13 protein-coding genes are annotated in these 19,464 nt (G+C 69.1%); 6 read left to right on the forward strand and 7 right to left on the reverse strand.

What is annotated here, in order from left to right:
- Positions 1-83 precede the first annotated feature (83 nt).
- From ACWD04_RS23025 to eccE, 4 genes are all read right to left on the reverse strand, one after another.
- Complete coding sequence (locus tag ACWD04_RS23025; RefSeq protein WP_451134739.1) at positions 84-2,957, reverse strand: SCO5717 family growth-regulating ATPase; 2,874 nt, start codon at positions 2,955-2,957, stop codon at positions 84-86.
- A gap of 332 nt (positions 2,958-3,289) precedes the next feature.
- Positions 3,290-3,523, reverse strand: a complete 234-nt coding sequence (locus ACWD04_RS23030) for a DUF397 domain-containing protein (RefSeq protein WP_451134741.1) — start codon at positions 3,521-3,523, stop codon at positions 3,290-3,292.
- Positions 3,524-3,608: 85 nt separating this feature from the next.
- On the reverse strand, positions 3,609-4,319 hold the full coding sequence (locus ACWD04_RS23035; protein ID WP_451134743.1) for a hypothetical protein: 711 nt from the start codon (positions 4,317-4,319) through the stop codon (positions 3,609-3,611).
- A complete protein-coding gene (eccE, locus tag ACWD04_RS23040) occupies positions 4,316-5,656 on the reverse strand; it encodes a type VII secretion protein EccE (RefSeq protein ID WP_451134745.1) in 1,341 nt (446 codons plus the stop codon). The genes ACWD04_RS23035 and eccE overlap by 4 nt, the downstream gene beginning before the upstream one ends.
- 183 nt (positions 5,657-5,839) lie before the next feature.
- Between eccE and eccB the strand changes: the two genes are divergently transcribed.
- The 6 genes from eccB (at position 5,840) to ACWD04_RS23070 (ending at position 13,079) form a co-directional block, all read left to right on the forward strand.
- Entirely contained in the window at positions 5,840-7,372 is a 1,533-nt protein-coding gene (gene eccB / locus ACWD04_RS23045; protein ID WP_451134747.1) for a type VII secretion protein EccB, read from the forward strand.
- 11 nt (positions 7,373-7,383) lie between these two features.
- Positions 7,384-8,631 (forward strand): type VII secretion-associated serine protease mycosin, encoded by a 1,248-nt coding sequence (gene mycP, locus ACWD04_RS23050; RefSeq protein WP_451134749.1) that lies wholly within the window; start codon positions 7,384-7,386, stop codon positions 8,629-8,631.
- A 166-nt stretch (positions 8,632-8,797) separates the two neighbouring features.
- The gene (locus tag ACWD04_RS23055; protein ID WP_451134751.1) at positions 8,798-9,250 is read left to right on the forward strand and encodes a hypothetical protein; all 453 of its coding nucleotides are present in this window, start codon (positions 8,798-8,800) and stop codon (positions 9,248-9,250) included.
- Between the two features lie 1,758 nt (positions 9,251-11,008).
- Positions 11,009-12,265, forward strand: a complete 1,257-nt coding sequence (locus ACWD04_RS23060; RefSeq protein ID WP_451134753.1) for a S8 family serine peptidase — start codon at positions 11,009-11,011, stop codon at positions 12,263-12,265.
- Between the two features lie 76 nt (positions 12,266-12,341).
- Entirely contained in the window at positions 12,342-12,716 is a 375-nt protein-coding gene (locus ACWD04_RS23065) for a WXG100 family type VII secretion target (RefSeq protein ID WP_351276341.1), read from the forward strand.
- Between the two features lie 63 nt (positions 12,717-12,779).
- On the forward strand, positions 12,780-13,079 hold the full coding sequence (locus tag ACWD04_RS23070; protein ID WP_351276343.1) for a WXG100 family type VII secretion target: 300 nt from the start codon (positions 12,780-12,782) through the stop codon (positions 13,077-13,079).
- Positions 13,080-13,210: 131 nt separating this feature from the next.
- Here ACWD04_RS23070 and ACWD04_RS23075 read toward each other — a convergent pair whose 3' ends face one another.
- From ACWD04_RS23075 to eccCa, 3 genes are all read right to left on the reverse strand, one after another.
- On the reverse strand, positions 13,211-14,281 hold the full coding sequence (locus tag ACWD04_RS23075; RefSeq protein WP_451134756.1) for a (+)-(1(10)E,4E,6S,7R)-germacradien-6-ol synthase: 1,071 nt from the start codon (positions 14,279-14,281) through the stop codon (positions 13,211-13,213).
- Between the two features lie 379 nt (positions 14,282-14,660).
- Positions 14,661-15,263, reverse strand: a complete 603-nt coding sequence (locus ACWD04_RS23080; protein ID WP_451134758.1) for a hypothetical protein — start codon at positions 15,261-15,263, stop codon at positions 14,661-14,663.
- Positions 15,264-15,378: 115 nt separating this feature from the next.
- Entirely contained in the window at positions 15,379-19,341 is a 3,963-nt protein-coding gene (eccCa, locus tag ACWD04_RS23085) for a type VII secretion protein EccCa (RefSeq protein WP_451134760.1), read from the reverse strand.
- Between the last annotated feature and the right edge of the window lie 123 nt (positions 19,342-19,464).

Below are 19,464 nucleotides of genomic sequence, written 5' to 3' on the forward strand. Positions count from 1 at the left end.
ACCGTGTGTGGTCTGCGGTAATGCAATGAGGGCCCGCACCGTGTGCATGGTGCGGGCCCTCATTGGTTTAGACCTCTACTGCCCTACTGCTGAGGCGCCGGCGGCGGCTGCGGAGGGTGCTGCTGCCAGCCCGCCGGCGGAACGGGGCCTTGCGGTTCCGGCTGTCCGGGCTGATGTGCCTGGCCGTCGTGGGGCGTGGGTGGCGGAGGCGGCCCGGCCGGACCCCCGCCGGCCGGCGGCTGGGAGAACGTCTGCTGCCAGCCGTTGTTCTGCGCGCCCGGGCCGGGGTGCGGCGGGTACGGCTGCTGCGGCGGGGGCTGCTGTCCCGGATACGGCTGCTGCCCGCCGTACGGCTGCTGTCCCGGGTGCGGCTGCTGTCCCGGATACGGCTGCTGTCCCGGGTACGGTTGCGGCCCGCCGTACGGCTGCTGGGGCGGATACGGCTGCTGCGGCTGTCCGGGGTACGGCTGTCCCGGGGAGGGCCGGCCGGGCTGGGGCCCGTACGGCTGCTGGCCGGGCACCTGCTGACCGGGCGTCTGCTGCCCTCCCGGCATGGGCGGGGCGAACTGTGGCGGCGGGTTGCTGCCGCCCGCCGTCCACAGCCCCTGCTGCTGCTGGGCCCGCTGGAAGTCCTCCGCGACGAGAGCGGAGAGGTTGAAGTAGGCCTCGCGGGTCTTCGGACGCATCATGTCGAGATCGACCTCGGCGCCGGCCGACAGGTGCTCGTCGAACGGTACGACCACCACGCCGCGGCAGCGGGTCTCGAAATGCTGCACGATGTCGTCGACCTTGATCATCTTTCCGGTCTCGCGGACACCGGAGATGACGGTCAGGGAGCGCTGCACCAATTCCGCGTAGCCGTGCGCCGACAGCCAGTCCAGCGTGGTGGACGCACTGGAGGCGCCGTCGACGGAGGGTGTCGAGATGATGATCAGCTGGTCGGCGAGGTCCAGTACACCGCGCATCGCGCTGTAGAGCAGGCCGGTGCCCGAGTCGGTGAGGATGATCGGGTACTGCTTGCCCAGGATGTCGATCGCCCGGCGGTAGTCCTCGTCGTTGAAGGCCGTGGAGACCGCCGGGTCCACGTCGTTGGCCAGGATCTCCAGGCCGGAGGGCGCCTGCGAGGTGAAGCGCCGGATATCCATGTACGAGTTGAGGTACGGGATCGCCTGGACCAGGTCGCGGATGGTGGCCCCGGTCTCGCGGCGCACCCGTCGGCCGAGCGTGCCGGCATCCGGGTTGGCGTCGATGGCGAGGATCTTGTCCTGCCGCTCGGTGGCCAGGGTCGAGCCGAGCGCGGTGGTCGTCGTGGTCTTGCCGACCCCGCCCTTGAGGCTGATCACCGCGATCCGGTAGCACGACAGCACCGGTGTCCGGATGAGGTCCAGCTTGCGCTGCCGCTCGATCTCCTCCTTCTTTCCGCCCAGCTTGAAGCGGGAGGCGGCGGAGGGGGTACGGCTGCTCTTGGCCTTCTGCTTGCCCCGGACCAGCCGGTCCGACGACAGCTCCACGGCGGCCGTGTACCCGAGCGGGGCACCCGGCACCGAGCGCTCGCGCTGGTCATGGGTGACCGGTGTCGGCCAGGCGGACCCGGTGCGCGGGTCGACGGGCGGGGCTTGGGGCGCGGGCGGCTGGGGCTGGTAGGCCTCGGGCTGCTGCTGCTGCTGCTGTGGGGTGGGCAGGTTCGGCGCGCCCTGGGCCGGCTGCCGGGGGAACTGCGGCTGCTGGCCGGCCCCCGGAGCCGGGAACCCGTAACCGCCCTGCGGCTGTGCGCCCGGCGAAAGTTGCGGTGCGCCCTGCGCGGGAAACTGCTGCTGCGGTGCCTGCGGGAATCCGTAACCGCCGTGCTGGGGCGCCTGCGGGAACCCGTAACCACCGTGCGGCGCGGGCGCGTTGGGCTGAAACGGCTGCTCGGGCGCCGGCGGGGACGCCTGCACGGGCGGTGGCGGCGTCGGGGCCTGGGGGAATCCGTAGCCCCCCTGCGCTCCGGCCGCCGGAGCGGGCGGCTGTGCGGGCCACTGCTGTGCGGGCTGAGGCACGCTCGGCTGCGGCGCGGCCGGCTGGAAGGCGGGCGGCAGCGGCGGAAGGGCACCCTGTGCGGGCGGCGACGGCGACCACGGGGCCGGTGTGTCCGCCGGCACGGCACCCTGGGAGGGGTCGGCGGACGGTGTGCCGCCCGGAGACGCGCCCTGAGGTGTCGAGTCCGCAGGTGTCGAGTCCGGAGGCGACGCGTCCTGAGGAGCGTCCGCCACGGGGTCCGCGGGCCCGTCGGTCTGCCCGTCGTCCGTCTCCGGCTCGCCGTCAGCTGCCCGTACGGGGACCTGCGCAGCGTCCGCCTCAGGGGTGTCGGTCTCGTCGACCGCTTCCGCGGCGTTCCCGCCCACCGGACCGGCCGGGGCCGAGCCGTCGGCCTCGCCCGGGGGCGTGAACTCGGCGGAATCGCCGGAACCGGGCGTCGAAAGCTCCGCCTCGGACTTGGCCGCCTCGCGTTCGGCGATCTCCTGCTTCAATGCGGCAGGTGAGAACCGCATGGTGGCGCCGCTCTCCACATCGCCGCCACCGAACGCGCCGGACGCGCCGCTCACAGCCTCCGGCTCCTCCGAGCCCGACGAGGGGGTGACCGACGCCGATGCCGGAGGTGTGGGTGCGAAAGAAGGCGACGGCGGCTCGGACGACGCGGCGGAGGCGGCTTCGGACGGCACTGCCGGCCGCCAGCCGGGCTCGAAACCGCCGGAGGACGGCAGCCCCGGCACGGAGACCGGCGCCCCGTGCGGCGGCGGGGGGGCCAGGTGCGACCCCGCTCCTCCCGACGAGTCACCCGGCGCGTTCTGCGTGTACCAGGCGGGCGGGGTGTAGTCGATGGTGAACTCACCCGTCATCTCGGCGGGATCCGCGTCGGACGACTCGTCGACGGGCGTGTTCCATCCCCCGCTGATTTCGTCCCGATCGCCGTTCACTTTGCCTCCTGGTGTGGTCGAGCACCCTTGTGCCGTGGTGGGTGGGGGCGACCGTTCCCGTTGTCCGGTCCGCCCGGCTCTTCCCCGTGCGACGCACAGTGCCTGCCCGCAGGTTCCTCTGCCGCGCCCTCACCCACCCTAATCGCCATGGGGCGCACTACGGCAGGCCGTATCGCTCAGCTACGACTGTCCCTCAGAGCACGTGCGGCCCTCGCGCGAAACGAATACGGCAGAAGGTGAGGGAACGAGCTATTTGTCGTGCACCGGGACGTGGTCCGGACACGGGGCGGGGGCGGCTGTCCCGGACAGCCGCCCCCGCCCCGCGCGGTCGCCTACTCGAGGTCGAATTCACCGTCCCGCGCGCCCAGTACGAACGCGCGCCATTCCGCCTCGGTGTAGCGCAGCACGGTCTCCGGATCCAGTGACGAGCGCATGGCGACCGCACCTCCCGGAAGATGGGCGATCTCGACCCGTTCCTCGACGTCCTCGGTACCGGGTGCGCTCAGCCACTCAACATCCGAGATGTCGAGAGCGTAGAGCTCGTCCTTTTCCTGCTGGGTGCCCATGCGCACGTCCCCTTCGGTCGAACTGTGTCGTTTCCCTCCCATGATCCTGAAAAGCGGCGGATCCGGGGGGTGAACGGGACAGGATTCAGTCCATCCTGCGAGCGGCGCCCAGCAGTCCCGCCTCGACGTCCGTCGCACCGGTCATCACCCAGTGGCGCTCGCGACCCGCCACCCAGAGGGTGACACCGTCCGCCAGAGTGGGCAGGGCCTCGCTCTCGGCGCGTGCCAGTCCCAGGATCCGGCCGATCTGTTCCGCCTCGGCCGGTGACACCCGCTGAATGCCCACGAGCGTCGCCGCCCGCATCAACCGGGGGGCCACCGGGCTCAGATAGGGCAGCAGCGTCAGCACCGACTGCCACGGCGAGGACACCACCCGGCCGCGGGGCGGACGCATGCCGCAGTCGCGCACCACCACCACCGGGCTGGCCACGGTCGCCCCGGTCGGCGGAACCCGGCCCACGTCATGGAGCGAGATGCACTCCAGACCGGCACCCGCGGCCTGCGCCAGCGTGGTCCACGCCTGGGTACGCCCCGTCTCGACCGCCACCCGCGCACCGGTACCGGCCGCACGCAGCGCCAGCACCTGCGCGGTCCACAGACCGCCGATCAACAGGACGTCGTACGGCGTCGGCCGGTGGAACCCGATCATCTGCGGGTGTCCTTCGGCGTCGTCGCCGATGATCACCCCGTCGTCACCCACCGGCAGCGACAGTGCGCCCAGGTGGTCCGCGGCCAGGGTGTGGCCCGCATGGCGGGGGCCCAGCAGCCCCCGCCTCGGAGCGATGTGCTTCGTCACTGCGCGCCTCCCAGCGGGAGCGTGGCCAGGACGCCCGGCAGCTGTTCTCGGTCCAGCCGTACGAGGCCGACCTCCGCGTGCCGAGCGGCTTGCTCCAAGGTCCTTCGTACGCCGACCAGTTCGGTGTCCGACCCGCCGGTGATCCGTACATGGCCGCGCACGGACACGTGCCCCTGGTGCGCACCTCGGCGCACCGTCAGACTGAACGTCGTCGCGTACGCGGGTACCGAGGTCAGCAGCGAGACGAGCCGCGGGAGCGGAGTCGCCCCCCGGCCCAGTTCGGGCCAGCGGTCCACCGCGTAGGTGGTGTGCCAGCGGTCGTCGCAGCGCCAGACCCGCGTGGTCTCCGCCGTACGCCGCTGAGGTGCGGCATCCGGGCGTCCGGCGCGCGCCGACAGGATGGGGTTGGCGCACGCGGACGTCGCCACAGCGGAGTTCAGCTCCTCCTGGTCCAGCACCGAGGCCCGGAACCCGGCCCCGGTGATCCGGCTCGCCACGTGGTCAGCGACCCGCACCAGACAACGCTGAGCGCCTCCGATCCCGCCACCGCGGGCCTCCACGGCCTCCCGGCACAGCTCCGGATCCAGTTTCACCGCCACCCAGGTCATCCGCAGGGCGGGCGCCCCGGTCCGGTCCTGGAGAGGGGCGTACGAGAGCCGGGCCACCGACCGCTCCGGCAGATGCGGCGCCGGAGCGGGCCGTACCTGCTGCACGAGCTGCGCGGACTCCAGCACGATGTCGTCCACCGCGAGCGCGTCGCCCAGGAGGGACAGCGGAAGGGCACGGGCGCCCATCGCCTGACGGAGCGACTCACCGCTCGCCTCGACCCGGACGACCGCGGTCAGGAACGTGCCGTCCCCGACCATGCCCACGGTGCGGCGGGCGCCGTCCACATAGATATAGGGAGCGAATCCCGGCACGTTCTCCGCCACCGGAGCCAGCTGAGGCTCCGTCTCGGTGGCGGGCGCCGTGGCCGTACGCCTGCGGTGGCGGAGGGACGACACCGTTGACAGCCAGTCCTGCACGGCCCGGCCCCGGCGGCGTACCACCGCGAGAAGGACCAGGAGGCAGGCGATCACGCCGGCGGGGATCAGCCACGCACCACCGAGCGCCGCCCCCACCACGGCGACCGCCAGGGCTGCTTCGATGAGCACCATCTGCCGTAGCGCGGGCCCGACACGGCCGGTCCTGGAGATCGAATGGAGGGTGGTCGCAGCAGGTGCGTCCGCCGGTCGGTGGGGAGCCGCGCCGTCAGGCCCGTTGCTGCGTTGCCGCCGGGAAGAGCCGGACGTTCGGCGCGTGGACCGCCTCGTGCGCTCCCCCGTCGCTGCACCCATCGCCGCGTTGCCCCCTCGTGTCCGTATTCACCGTTTTTTTCACGGGCGTTGATCGGGCGATCACCCTACCTGAGCGGTGAGAGCCAAGTGCCAACAGGCATAGTAGGGGTCCCGGTCGGGGGCAGCGGCCCGCGGAGGGTGTGGGAACCTGGTCGCCCACTGGGGAGAAGGGGCAGCGCGCACATGGCATCACGGCGGGACGAACTCAATGCCTACACCTTCGCGAAGCGGAGGTTGGTCGCACAGTTCCTGCAGCCCCACCCGTCCGGCTCGGAAGAGGGTGCCCCGCGCCCCCTCCGAGCGGTGGTGCCGGGAGCGATCGTCGGCGTGGTCGTCCTGGCGGTGTTCGGAGCCTGGGGGATGTTCAAGCCGGTGGCACCCCAGAAATGGGACACACCCTACGAGAACGTCATCATCGCCAGCAAATCCACTACCCGTTATGTGGTGTTGAAGACCGACGGCAAGACACAGCTCCACCCGGTGCTCAACATGTCCAGCGCCAAGCTCCTCCTGGCTCCGGACAAGGGCACGGTCGTCAACGTGGACGAATCGGTCCTCGACAGCGGCAAGATCCCGCACGGGGCGACCCTCGGTATCCCGTACGCGCCGGACCGTCTGCCCGACAAGACCGAAGCCGGCTCCGCCAAGCGCTGGGCGGTCTGCGAGCGGCCCGGTGAGGGCGGCAGGGCCATCCAGAAGGCCGCGTTCGTCTTCGCGGAGCGCGAGCAGAAGAAGACCGAGGGCGCGGGCAGGCTGCGAGGCGGCGAGCTGATGTACGTCGAGGGCCCCGGACCGGACCGGACCCGCTACATCGTGGATGCCAAGGGCAAGGCGTACCCGGTGGAGAACGACGAACTGCTGCTGCGCACCCTGGTCGACCCGGGCCGCACGCCCCAGCGGGTGTCCGCCGACTGGCTCGCCACGCTGCACACCGGGGACGAGGTCGCCTTCCCGGCCATCGAAGGAACTCCCGGTACCGACGCGGGCGTTCCGGGGAAGCTGCAGTCCGATGACAACAGGGTGGGCATGATCCTGGCGACGACCGCCGGCACCAGGACCCAGCAGTACGTCGTCCTCCCGGGCAGGGTCGCCCCGGTCTCCGACTTCGTCGCCCAACTCCTGCTCAGCAGCCGTGCCCTGGTCAGCCTCGACCAGCGTGGCAAGGTCAAGCCCGTCAGCGCCGGGGCCTTCGAGCCCGGTGAGGCGTTCGGGCAGGAGCGGGACTGGCCCACGAGCGAGCCGACGCCCGTCAACTCCGCGAGCACGGACAGCGGAAGCCGTAACACCGTGTGCAACGTCCTGCGCGGCGTCTCCGAGGACACAGGAGCCGGCACGCTCAGCACCTGGGCGGGCAAGGCCTTTCCCGCCACGCTTCCCACCGGCTCCAGCAGCGCCTACGTCACGCCCGGATCCGGCCAGCTGTTCCGGCAGTTCAAGGGGTCCAGCCCTGAATCCGGTCCTCTCTTCCTGGTGACCGACACCGGTCTGCGCTACGCCATGCAGTCGAACGGCGACGGCGTGGAGAACGACTCCGGCATCGGTGAGTCCGGCACGGAGAAGGAGAGGGAGCAGAGGCGGCAGGAGGCGCAGGCGGCGCAGAACCAGCTCGGGTACAAGGACGTCGATCCCGCGCCTGTCCCCGCCGCCTGGTCCGTCTTCCTTCCGACGGGCCCTCGCCTCTCGACCGGCGCCGCCCGTCAGCCGCAGGGTTCGTGAGGAGCGACCACATGACCACGCACCTCACTTCCACTCGCTCCCGGCGGCTGCTGACGGCCGCAGCCGCCACCGGAGTCCTCCTCGTCACGTTGCCGGTGCCGTCGGCGGCCGCGGTCGACTCCACCCAGTGCACCTTCCCCTCGAAGAAGTACGCGGGCCGCCCCTGGGCGCTGCAACGCGTACTGATCGACGAACTGTGGGAGCAGTCCACCGGCAAAGGGGTGCGGGTGGCGGTCATCGACACCGGCGTCGACATCAAGAACCCGCAGCTGACGAAGGCCGTGGACACCGGAAGCGGCCGCAACTTCCTGCCGAAGAACCTCAAGGATGAGAACGGCAGCACGATCGAGCGCGGCAACGAGAACGGCACCACCGACATGGTCGGCCATGGCACCAAGGTCGCCGGCATCATCGCCGCGCGTGAGGCGGAGGGCACCGGATTCACCGGCCTGGCCCCGGACGCGACGATCATCCCGATCCAGCAGAACGACGCCGAAGGCCACGGGACTGCGGAGAAACTGGCAGAGGCCATCGATTACGCCGCCGACGAAGCGGGCGCGGACGTCATCAACATCTCCCAGGACACGGCCAACGCGGTGAAGCCCACGCCGCTCCTGGAGCAGGCGGTGAACGCTGCCCTGGCCAAGGAGGTCGTGGTCGTGGCCTCGGCCGGCAACGACGGGCTGGGCGGAAAGGTCAAGAAGACCTACCCGGCCTCGTACGCCGGTGTACTGGCCGTCGCCTCCTCGGACCGCAACAACGAACGTGCGGCCTTCTCCCAGTCCGGAGACTTCGTGGGCGTCGCGGCCCCCGGCGTGGACATGATCTCCACGGTCCCGGGCGGAGGCCACTGCTCGGACAACGGCACCAGCTTCTCGGCCCCGTACGTCGCCGGAGTCGCGGCCCTCATCAAGGCCAAGCACAAGGACTGGACGCAGGAGCAGATCGTCGCCCAGATCGAGCAGACGGCGGAACGCTCGGTCGCGGGCCACGACCACCTGGTCGGCTGGGGCGTCGTGGACCCCGTGCGCGCCCTGACCGAGGACGAGAAGCCCATCGAGAAACCGGTGGCGCACGAAGGCGTGAGCAAGGGCGAGGCGCCGGCCCCGGCAGCAATCCAGCTGGGCGAAACCGCCGACGAACGCAACGCCCGGCTCGCGACCTACGTCGTGGTCGGCGGGGGAGTTCTGGTCGCCGCCATCGCGGGCACAGCCGTGACGATGCGCGACAGGCAGCGGCGGCGGCCGGGCGGTGTGTGAGGTGCGGATCGGGCGTCGCCGTCCCGGGAAGTTACGTGATGGACAAGACAGTTGGCCCTGTCAGTGCCATTGGCTACAGTGACGTGATGGGTTCAGTGCGGTTCACGCGGGTGCGATAGCAACGCGAAACGGACTGAGCAAACGGGGAACGGGGAAGGGCAGCAGCGTGACTGAAGGCGAAGGGGATCTCCGCCGCGGGGTAGGCGCCTTGGAGAAGTTCCAGAAAAGCGTGAACACGTTGCTGGCGGACCTCGAGAGTTCACCGGCCGGCAAGTCGAAGGTCGCGGCACAATCGGTGTCGCGCACCGCTTTCAGTGGCCAGAACACATGCTTCGCGGAAGCGGATGGGCTTTACACCCAGTACAACCGGGTCCACGAGTCGTTGGTCACGCTCTCGAAGTCCCTGGGCGACCAGATCGAGTACCTGAACCTCGGCGTGCACGCGGCGGCGGTCGGCTTCGACAACGTGGACGACGACACGCGGCGGCGGTTCCACGAGATCCGGATGGATCTGGACGAGGAGCGGAAGCGGGCGCAGGGCGAGAAGACCGACAAGCCTGAGCAGCCGCGCTCCGACAGCAAGACCGGCTCTGCCTACGACGACCTGGGTGATAGCTGATGAGCGACGAGAAGCAGCCGGAACTGACCCCCGCACAGCAGCAGAACTTGGATGAGGGACGCGTTCAGGGACAGTTGTTCGTCACGGACTTCGGCCGCAGTTTCCCGGCGTTCGCTGCCCCGTTCGGCATCGGGGGCTCCGCCGGGTCCTCGGGACGGACGTCCTTCGAGAGTCATCAGCTCAACGCGATGATCGACCTGATCGAGAACTCCAAGCCGGAGGACCTCGAGGAGGCGGGTCTGGCTCTCTGGAAGGCCAGGGACGCGATCAAGAAGGCGTCGGGGGAGCTGAGGGACTTCATTGCGGAGGTCGACTGGCGTGGCGAGTCCGGAATCGCTTTCCGTGACTGGGGCAAGGGTTTGGTCGCCCATGCCGAGAAGCTGGGTGACTTCGCGGACGTGGCCGGGACACAGATCACGGTCGCGGGCACGGGCCTTGCTTCGGTACGTAGCTCCCTCCCGCCACGCGACAGCCGTCTTGTCCGCAAGTCCCCCGACGAGATCGAGGCCCCGAAGCGGGTCGAGGGCAACGCGGAGTACGCGGCGGCGGTGAAGGTCGAGAAGGACCGCCAGGAGGCCATCAACCAGGCGAACCGACTGGCTTCGTACTACGCGGTCTCGGAGGAGACCCTGGCTGCGCAGGAGCCGCCGCGGTTCGAGAAGAAGCTCGATGTGGCGATGCCCAGGCCGCACGGCAATCGGCGCGAAGAAGAGGGGCCGGGCTCCGGGGCGTCGAGTGGCCCCGCGACGTCGGGCAGCGGGGGCTCTGGAAATGTGCCTGGGCATACGGTGCCCGGCAGTCACGGCTCTGCAGCAAACGGCCATGGCTATGAGGCGCCCGTGGCGGTGGCGCCCGTCTTGGATACGAGCACATCGACAGAGATCAATAGTGTCGCCACCCTGCCGTCCTCGGTGACGACTCCAGGTGCGCCGTCTCCAGCACCGACTTCAAGTCCTGCGGCGACTGGGGGAGGCCCGACGCCTCCTGTGGCGAACGGCTTTGTGAACCCCGTGACAAGTAGCTCACGGGGACCGCAGTCAGCAACGGGCGCGCCCAGAGCCGCCGGCCAGGCGGGTACCGGCGGCGCCCGAGCAGGAGGCGGCCCTGCGGCGAATAACCGCGCAGGATCGCCAGTGGGGCGCCCTGCGGCGCCAATGAGCGGGGGCTCGGCGTCCGGGACCGCCGGACGCGCTGGTGGCGGGCCGCAGACCCCCACTGCCGGCCGGTCCGGTGTCACTGGAGGCAGGCCCACAGCGGCAGGCCACGCAGGCACGTCCGGAGCTACCGGCCCACGTGCAGGCCGAGGCGGCATCGTTGGTGGGACCCCTCAGCGTGCCGTTCCAGGCGCGGGGACGCCCGGAGGTACGCGTGGTGTTGCGCGCGGCAACGTCATCGGTGCCGGAGGAGCGGCACGGGCGGGCGGTCCTGGAGCCGTCGGCCAGCGCGGTGTCGTCGGAGCTGGTGGCACGAGCAATGCGTCCCGCTCTGGTGGGCGAGGCACTCCCAGTACCAGTGGAGTTGTGGGCACACCCCGTGGAGGCGCTGCGCGACCTGGCGCCGGCGCGAAGGGCTTCACCGTAGGCGGCGCGGGTCTTGTACGCGGCCCTGCAGGGCGAAGGGACTCCGGAGACGAGGACCAGGACGACGGCACGCCCCGCCCGGACTACCTGACGGAAGACAGAGAGACGTGGGAGGCCGGCCGGCGTGGAGTCGCGCCGCCGGTCATCGAGTAGGTACAGGGAAGGTTCGGAAGTCGGGATGACAGCAGTAATGAGCCAGACCCGGAAGCACCATAGCCCTCTCCGACTGAGAGGGCGCCTGCTCGGCGCGATGGCCGTGGCCGCTGCCTGGAGTGTGGGATTCGCAGGGGCTGCTCCCTCTGCGGTCGCCGAGGATGTGCAGTCGAAGCAGTGGTACCTCGAGCCCATGCATGCCAAAGAGATGTGGAAGACAACCAGGGGCGAAGGCGTCAAGGTTGCTGTCATCGATACTGGCGTCAACCCGTCTACGGCGTCTCTGAAGGGGCAGGTCCTCAAGGGACTTGATGCTACGGGCGCCGAGGGCGACGAGACCGACGATTACACCGGCCATGGCACCACTATGGCTGAGTTGATTGCTGGCACAGGTCAGGGCGGAGGTTTGCAGGGGCTAGCTCCGGGGGCGAAAATTATCCCGATGAGAGTCGCTGATGCTGATTGGCAGACGAAGGACTCCCTGAATTCCTTGGATACGACAGATGCGATTCGGGCCGCTGCCGACAGTGATGCCAAAATTATCAGCATGTCGTTCGGCAACGATTTCAATTTGGATCAAGAAATCGAAGCGGTAAAATACGCGCAAAGCAAGGGCAAACTCTTCTTTGCCGCTGTTGGTAATGAAGCTAAGAAGGGCAACAAGCCAGTCTATCCGGCAGCGTATCCAGAAGTCGTCGGTGTTGCAGCAACGGACCGCCAGGGCAAGGTGTCCGAGAGCTCTCAGCACGGTGATTTCGTGGACATCGCCGCACCCGGTGATGACCTTCCGCGCTGGTGCGACGCCAATTTTGAACGTTACTGCCAGGGGAACGGAACCAGCGCCGCCACGGCCATCACATCAGCCGCCGCCGCCCTGATCTGGTCGGCCCACCCGGACTGGACGGCTAACCAGGTCCTCAACGTCCTCTTCGACACCGCTGGGCGAGGTGACTGGGAGAAGGGCACGCTCAGCAACTACCTCGGTCACGGCGTCATTCGCCCGGCCGTCAACATCCTCAAGGGCAAGGGAACGCCTGGCGCCCCGGACATCAGCCCTCTCACCAAGGAGAAGACGTCCGGCTCCGCAGCCTCGCCTGCCGCATCCGCATCAGCTTCGTCACAGCCTGAGAAGAAGGAGAAGGCTGAGAACGCAGCCATGGCAGGCTCCAGCACAGAGAAGAGTGACGGCAGTCAACTCGGCCTGATCATCGGTGGAGTGGCCGTAGTGCTCGTACTCGGCGTCGGCGGCTTCCTGCTGGCTCGCAGGCGCCGTAGCGCCTGACTGACCGTAGTTCCTCATACCCACTCCCGGCTCTCATGCCGGACCGAAGAAGAGCACCAGAAGGGAAGCCAGCACCATGGCAGATCAGAAGCTTTCAGATGATGCGCTCATCAAGATCGAGAATGAGCTCGGCAGGCGATTCGACTCCGTGAAGGCTCAGATCAAGACCCTGCAGGGGACGATCGACAGCCTGGAAGGCGCTTGGAAGGGTATTGGCGCCACCGCCTTCAACACCAAGCAGGATGAAGTCAACCGGAGGATGGGTAACATCGCCGTCCGGTTGGCCAACTTCCAGGAAGCGATCAAGGCGGCGCGCGTGATCTCGGGTAACACCGAAGACGAGATCAAGGCGGCCCTCCAGGGTGTCGACGTCGTCGAAGGCCACTCGGCCGGCGCGGAGGCCAAGACCGCTGCGATCACCCCTCCGCCCTCGGCGCTCAACTCTCTCTGAGCCTTTTGGCATCCGTACTGCGTACGGACCATCACATCGAACTAGATTGAACTGGAGGACCGTATGCCGACCAACGACGGCACGATGGTTGTCACTTATTCGAGCCTGGAGCAGGCCGCCGGTGACATCGACCGGCAGAGCAGGCAGCTTCAGGAGGACCTTGCGGCGATCAAGCGCGTGGTCGCCAGTGCGTCCGAGCTCTGGGTGGGCGAGGCCAAGACGGCGTACGACCAGTCGCGGGCTGGTTGGGACCGTGACGCCGAGGCGATCGAGAAGGCCCTGACCGAGATCTCCCGCAAGGTACGCGACGCCGGCGCGGCCTACCAGGGCGGCGACAAGCGGGCGCGGGCCAACTTCGAGTAAAGCGCTCTGCGGAGCGGAGCAGGCAGGTCAGGGTGGGCACGCACGGGAGGTGCCCACCCTGACCTGTGTCGTGTCATCCCTGGCTCGAGCGCCTCGCACTCGGCCGGCCGCACGTCTGCGACACGAGGCTGTCAGCCCTTCAGCAGAGTCCACCACCAAGCGATGCTGGCGATCGGCAAGGGCTTGTCCGCTTCCCGTTCCTGGAAGGGCGAGGCGGCGCTGCCCGCGGGAAGGTCGGCGGGGTTCTCCGGATTGACGTAGCGGTGGGTGGCCAGGGACCAGTCGTAGTCGGCGCGGATCCAGGAGTCGCAGTCCGTGATCCATCGGCGGAGTTCAGGCCCGGCGTCGCGCAGTATCTGGTCGCGGAGTCGGAGATAGAGAGCCATGGCGCGGGTGTGCATCACGGCGGTCTCGCGCACCGCTTCGTCGAGTGAACAGTTTCGTTCGTGCGCGATGAGGTCGACGATGTTTCCGTATCCCTCTTGGCTGCGCTGGCGCTCTTTGTGGTACGAGACCAGATCGTTGGACCAGCCGATGATCGAGGCGAAGACCTCGACGAACCCCCGGATGTCGTGGCGCTCGTAGTCGGCCGCAGGGAGGTCGTATCCGTGGATGATCTCGCTGAGGGTGGAGAAGATCTTGACTCCGGAGGAGTCGAGTCTGACCGCCAGGTGGTCGGAGAGGCTGGGAATCCTCCCTTCGGCGCTGTTGGCGGCCATCCAGATCTGGCCCTGCAGGTACGCACGGAAGCTGGAGGCCCAGCGGGCGGTCTGCACGGGTGAGGTCAGGTCGTCGAGCCGCAGGCGTAACTCGCGTAAGGCGACGCTGTAGTTGTCGTCGGTGGGCGCCGCCCAGGGGACGTCCACCACGCGCTGGAGTTTGGTGGTGATGAGCACAGTGGCGTCCGGGGATGCCGCGACCGGCCCTTCGTCGCAGAACTCGTCGTCGAAGGCGAAGAGCCACATCAGGAAGTCCGATGTCCACTGCAACGCCGCGACGCGCCCTGAGGGGGCGCCGCGGCTGGTGATCTCACCCACGGAGATGCGTGTCAGTCGTTCGCGCTGTGCCCGGTCGGAGTAGAGGCCGAATCGATCGAGCCAGGCGGCCGAGCGGTCGTCGATCTCACGCCAGCTGGGATGGATCCCCGAGGGGAGAGGAACCCAGAGCTGAGGGATCTTCGGCGCTGGAGCTGGGGAGGTCATGTACCGCCCTTTCACATGTACTGTGCGATGCCTCTGCGACCTGGAAGCTAGCAAGGTGTACGAGGGTCGGGTACGACAGATTCCAGCCTCGTTGGCTTGCGGACGACGGTCGCGGCCGGTATGTGATCGGGCGTCGGGCTACGTCTCAGGGGCCCGTGAGAGGCATGGGAAAGGTAGTTCGCGCGCCGTTTTGCGGTGATCGACCCTGGCGACCACCTGGCCCAAAAGTGCCTCTTGCCATTTCGACATTCACCGATTCGAGGATGGAATGCGTGGTTCCGCTCGCGCTGTCCCCCGTAGCCGGGTACACGGCGGCGGCGCCGCGCTCCGGGCCCGGCCGGTGCGATCGGTGCGGGATCACCGTTGGTGGCCGGTGACCTCAGCACGCGCCTTCGCGGCTCGTCACCGAGAAGTCATAACTCGGGACAGTCACGGAGCCGGGGCCGCCCGCCACGCCAGGGGGCTCGTAGTCCCCGTCCTTCGACCGCGTGCGTACGACGTGTAGGCAGAAGGCGCCGTCCGCGCCCGCGGCCTGGACCGTGTAGTCGGCGTCGGAGGGCTTGTTGCCGACCGCGGCGCCGGCGTCCACACCGCTCTGCGGGGCGCCGCCACCGCCGTTCTCGACGATCTCCTCTTCGATCATCGCCGCGATGTCCTGATCGAAGCCGCTGTCATCACCGGAGATGTCGCCGAAGCGTGAAGTGCCGTTCAGCTCCGACGTGGCCTGGCTGACCGCACTGGACAGTTCGTCATCGCTCCACTCCGCATCCGCGGAGACTGCCAGCAGTCGGAACCCCGAAAAGACGCCGACCGCCGCCGCCCCGAAGAGGATGACGCGCGCGACAACAAAGGCGGAATCGGAGATTTCGGGCGCCGAAGGATCGAACGACGCGCGCCACCCCCGGACCCGTTCCGCCTTGACACAGCCCATGGCGACGAGCCCGGCAGCCAGCACGATCACGATCACGCTCAGCGCGTTCAAGGCCCGCCTCCTCCTACAGGTCCGGTCCGATGCGTGAGGACGAGCGACGGGGCCGCGCACACCCACCGTGAACCGGTGGGACCGCGCCGCCCCGTCGCTGCCCTACGTCCTGCCGCTAACCGTCCATGAGCCCCGACTGGACCAGCGGATTCCCGCGGCGTCGGGTGACGAACACCCCGCGCCCCGGAGGCATCGGGCGCGGTCGTACGTTGCCGAGGATGTCTCCCTCGATGGGGTCGCCGGAGAGCATCAGGCCCTGCGCCCCCAGTTCCAGCATGCGCTGCATGAAGGGCTCGTACAGCGCGCGGCCCGCCCCCGCCGTGCTGCGGGCGATGATGAACCGCACGCCGACGTCGCGGGCGAACGGCAGCATCTCCGTGAGCCTGGCCAGCGGGTTCCCGCTGGACGTGGAGACCAGGTCGTAGTCGTCGACGACCACGTAGACCATGGGGCCGCTCCACCAGCTGCGGTCACGCAGCTCCTGCGCCGTGACATCCGGCGAGGGCGTACGGCGCTTCATCAGGTCGTACAGCGCGTCCGCGTGGTGCTCCATGTTGTTGGACATGGGCACGTACTCCGCCAGGTGCGTCGCCGGGGTGACGTCCAGGAGCGCCCGTCGGTTGTCGATGACGAAGAACTTGGCGGCGTTCCCGTCGTACCTCTCGGTCAGCTGCTTGATGAGCAGGCGCAGCAGATTGGACTTGCCGGACTCGCTCTCGCCGAACACCAGGAAGAACGGGTCCCGCTCGAAGTCGAGGAAGACCGGCTCCAGGTTGTTCTCGTCGATTCCGAACGCGATGCCCCGCTCCGGCTGCGCGTAGCCCGCGGGCAGCTCGTGGACCGGGAGTTCGCGGGGGAGGAGGCGGACCGCGGGGGCGGGCGCCGCCGTCCAGTGCCGGGCGACCTCCTGGTTCATGGCCGCCGTGGCCTCGGAGAGGTCGCTGTCGGAGTTGATGCCGTCGATCCGCGGTACCGCGGCCATGAAGTGCAGCTTCTCCGGCGTCAGACCACGCCCGGGTACACCGGGGGGTACGTTGACCGCGGCCTTGCGGTCCAGTTCGGAGTCCATGGCGTCACCGAGGCGCAGTTCGAGCCGGTTCATCAGGTGGTCCTTGAGGTTGGCCCGGACCTCCATGGAACGCGACGCCGTGACGATCAGGTGGATGCCGTAGCCGAGACCGCGCTGAGCGATGTCCATGGCCGCCGATTCCAGGGCCTCGTAATCCGTCCGGAAGTTGCCCCAGCCGTCGATGATCAGGAAGACGTCACCCCACGGCTGGTCCGTCACCGAGATCTCGCCGCGCGCCCGCAGCCTGCGGAAGGTGGCGATGGAGTCGATGCCCGCGCTGCGGAAGTACTCCTCGCGGCGCGCCATGATCCCGTACACCTCGGCGACCGTACGACGCACCCGCTCGGGGTCGAGTCGGGACGCGATGCCGCCGACGTGGGGGAGGCCGGAGACCGAGGACAGGCCGCCACCACCGAAGTCGAGCCCGTAGAGCTGGACCTCCTGGGGCGTGTGCGTGAGGGCGAAGCCCGCGATGAGCGTCCGCAGCAGCGTGGACTTGCCCGACTGCGGGCCGCCGGTGATCTGCATGTGGCCGGCGGCGCCGGAGAAGTCCCGGTAGAGCGTGTCGCGACGCTGCTCGTACGGCTTGTCGACCACACCCAGCGGTACGACGAGTCGTCCCGAACCCTCGAACCCGGGCTGGGTCAGTCCCCGTCCCTCGACCGCGGAGAGCCCCGGCAGGAGCTCGTCCAGCGACGGCGGGTTGTCCAGTGGCGGCAGCCACACCTGGTGCGCGGAGGCCCCCCGGCCCTCCAGCCGGCGCACGATCACATCGAGCACCGTGTCCGCCAGGGCGTCGTCCTCGGGCGTGCGCGCGTCAGGTACGCCGGGCTGCGCCGTCGGCTGTACGTAACGCACCGGCACCGGAGCCGCAGTGAACACCACGGGCCTGCGGTCCATCGGCAGAGGGCCGGAGTGCGCGGCCGGCTGGGCTCCCGAGCGGTACACCCCGGAGACGTACGCCGCCTTGAAGCGCACCATCTCGTCCGTGCCGTACTTCAGATAGCCCGAACCGGGGACATTGGGCAGGTGGTAGGCGTCGGGCACGCCCAGCGCGGCCCGGGACTCGCCCGCGGAGAACGTCCGCAGACCGATCCGGTACGACAGATAGGTCTCCAGGCCGCGCAGCCGGCCTTCTTCGAGACGCTGCGAGGCCAGCAGCAGATGGACGCCCAGCGAACGGCCGATACGCCCGATCTGTACGAACATCTCGATGAAGTCCGGCTTGGCCGTGAGCAGCTCGCTGAACTCGTCGATGACCAGGACGAGCGAGGGAATGGGCTGCAGCGGGGCGCCTGCGGCCCGCGCCTTCTCGTAGTCGTGGATGTTGGCGTAGTTTCCCGCGTCGCGCAGCATCTCCTGGCGGCGGTTGAGCTCACCGCTGATGGAGTCGCCCATGCGGTCCACCAGCGTCAGGTCGTCCGCGAGGTTGGTGATCACCGCTGCGACGTGAGGCATCTGTGCCATGCCGGCGAAGGTGGCACCACCCTTGAAGTCCGCGAGGACGAAGTTCAGCGTCTCCGAGGTGTGGGTGACGGCGAGGCCCAGCACGAGCGTGCGCAGCAGCTCGGACTTGCCGGAACCGGTGGCGCCGACACACAGGCCGTGCGGCCCCATGCCCTCCTGTGCCGCCTCCTTGAGGTCCAGCATCACCGGGGCACCGTCCTCGCCCACGCCGATCGGTACCCGGAGCCGCTCCGCCTGCGAGCGGGCCCGCCAGGTCCGGCTGACGTCGACCGAGGCCGCGTCACCGAGATTCAGCAGATCGGTGAACTCCAGATTGGCGAGCAGTGGTTCGTCGTCGTCCCCGCCCGAGGCCACGTGGAGCGGGGCCAGCTGACGCGCCAGTGCCTCCGCCGCCTCATGGCTCAGCAGGTCGGGAAGACCGTCGTACACCAGGCCGTGCCCCGACTCCAGCTGCAGCGAGTGGGGGTCGACCACGATGGAGAGACCGCCGCGCGCTCCGCTGACCTGGCCCGTGACGATCTCGACGACCGTCACGCCCTGAAGGCCCTCGGCCGATGCGAGCGCGGACGTCGCCGGTACGGACTCGCCGTCGAGTACGACGACGACATGCGGCTGGTCGAGGATCGGCTGACCGCCCGGCTGGAAGCGAGGCCGGCCGTCGAGGCGGCCCGCGAGCATCTCCTCCAGCTCCGCGACGCTCGTGCTGATCAGACGGCGGCTTCCGGCGCCGTCGGCCGAGCCCGGTGCCTGGACGTGCGGGAGCCACTTGGTCCACTCCCAGCGCGGAGCGGCGTCCCGGCCGGTCGCGACGGCGATGACCAGGTCCTCGGGGGAGTGCAGCGAGGCGAGCGCCCCGACCATCGCGCGGGCGGTGGCACGCGCGGATTCCGCCTCGCCGCTGATCGTCAGGTGGTAGAAGGCGCGGAGCGAGACCGCCATCGGCAGCCCGTCCAGCGTGCTGTGCGTCGTCAGGAACTGCTGCATCGCCCCGGCGGTCAGCGGCTCCAGCTCATCGACCGGCGCGGTGTCCGGCGCGACGAGCGGCGTGGCGAGCTCCTGGCTGCCGAGGCCGATGCGTACGTGCGCGAAGTCGGCGTCTGCGACACGGCGTTCCCACACCCGGCTGCCCTCGGCGACCAGCGCCCACAGCTGCTCCGGGGACGGGTGCAGATAGAACTGCGCGTCACGCTGCTGCCGGGCGGTCCGCAGCACAGCGCGTCGGGTCTGCGTCAGATACTTCAGATAGTCGCGCCGCATGTCCGCGAGCTGACCCTGGGTGCCGCGACGGAAGCGGATGATCATCGCAATGGCCATCGCGATCGTCGACGCAATCATGATCATGCCCATGATCCGCATGATCGGGTTCGGCGTCATGAAGAAGAAGACGACGGAACCACCCATGCCGAGCATCGGCAGCAGTTGCATCATCACCCCCTCCTGTTGCCCGCGGGGCAACTCAGGCGGAGGTTGCAACTGCACCTGCTCGCCCGGAACTTCGGAGGGGAGGGCCCGCGGTGGGCGCTTGACGACAATCTGGCTCACAGCTCACCAATTCCCTTGCCGGACGGAACTGTTCCTATCGGCGCCCCCGTGGCGACGGGTTCCGTCCGCGGAGGGATCCTACTGGCGTACCCGGTGACCCGAGGGCGGTAGGGTGTCGCGACG

This window comes from Streptomyces sp. NPDC002911, assembly GCF_053591835.1.

Coding starts and splice junctions, on each gene's coding strand:
- ACWD04_RS23030 (WP_451134741.1), bottom strand. CDS start 3,523: ATGGGCACCCAGCAGGAAAAGGACGAGCTCTACGCTCTCGACATCTCG.
- eccE (WP_451134745.1), bottom strand. CDS start 5,656: ATGGGTGCAGCGACGGGGGAGCGCACGAGGCGGTCCACGCGCCGAACG.
- eccB (WP_451134747.1), top strand. CDS start 5,840: ATGGCATCACGGCGGGACGAACTCAATGCCTACACCTTCGCGAAGCGG.
- mycP (WP_451134749.1), top strand. CDS start 7,384: ATGACCACGCACCTCACTTCCACTCGCTCCCGGCGGCTGCTGACGGCC.
- ACWD04_RS23060 (WP_451134753.1), top strand. CDS start 11,009: ATGACAGCAGTAATGAGCCAGACCCGGAAGCACCATAGCCCTCTCCGA.
- ACWD04_RS23065 (WP_351276341.1), top strand. CDS start 12,342: ATGGCAGATCAGAAGCTTTCAGATGATGCGCTCATCAAGATCGAGAAT.
- ACWD04_RS23070 (WP_351276343.1), top strand. CDS start 12,780: ATGCCGACCAACGACGGCACGATGGTTGTCACTTATTCGAGCCTGGAG.
- ACWD04_RS23075 (WP_451134756.1), bottom strand. CDS start 14,281: ATGACCTCCCCAGCTCCAGCGCCGAAGATCCCTCAGCTCTGGGTTCCT.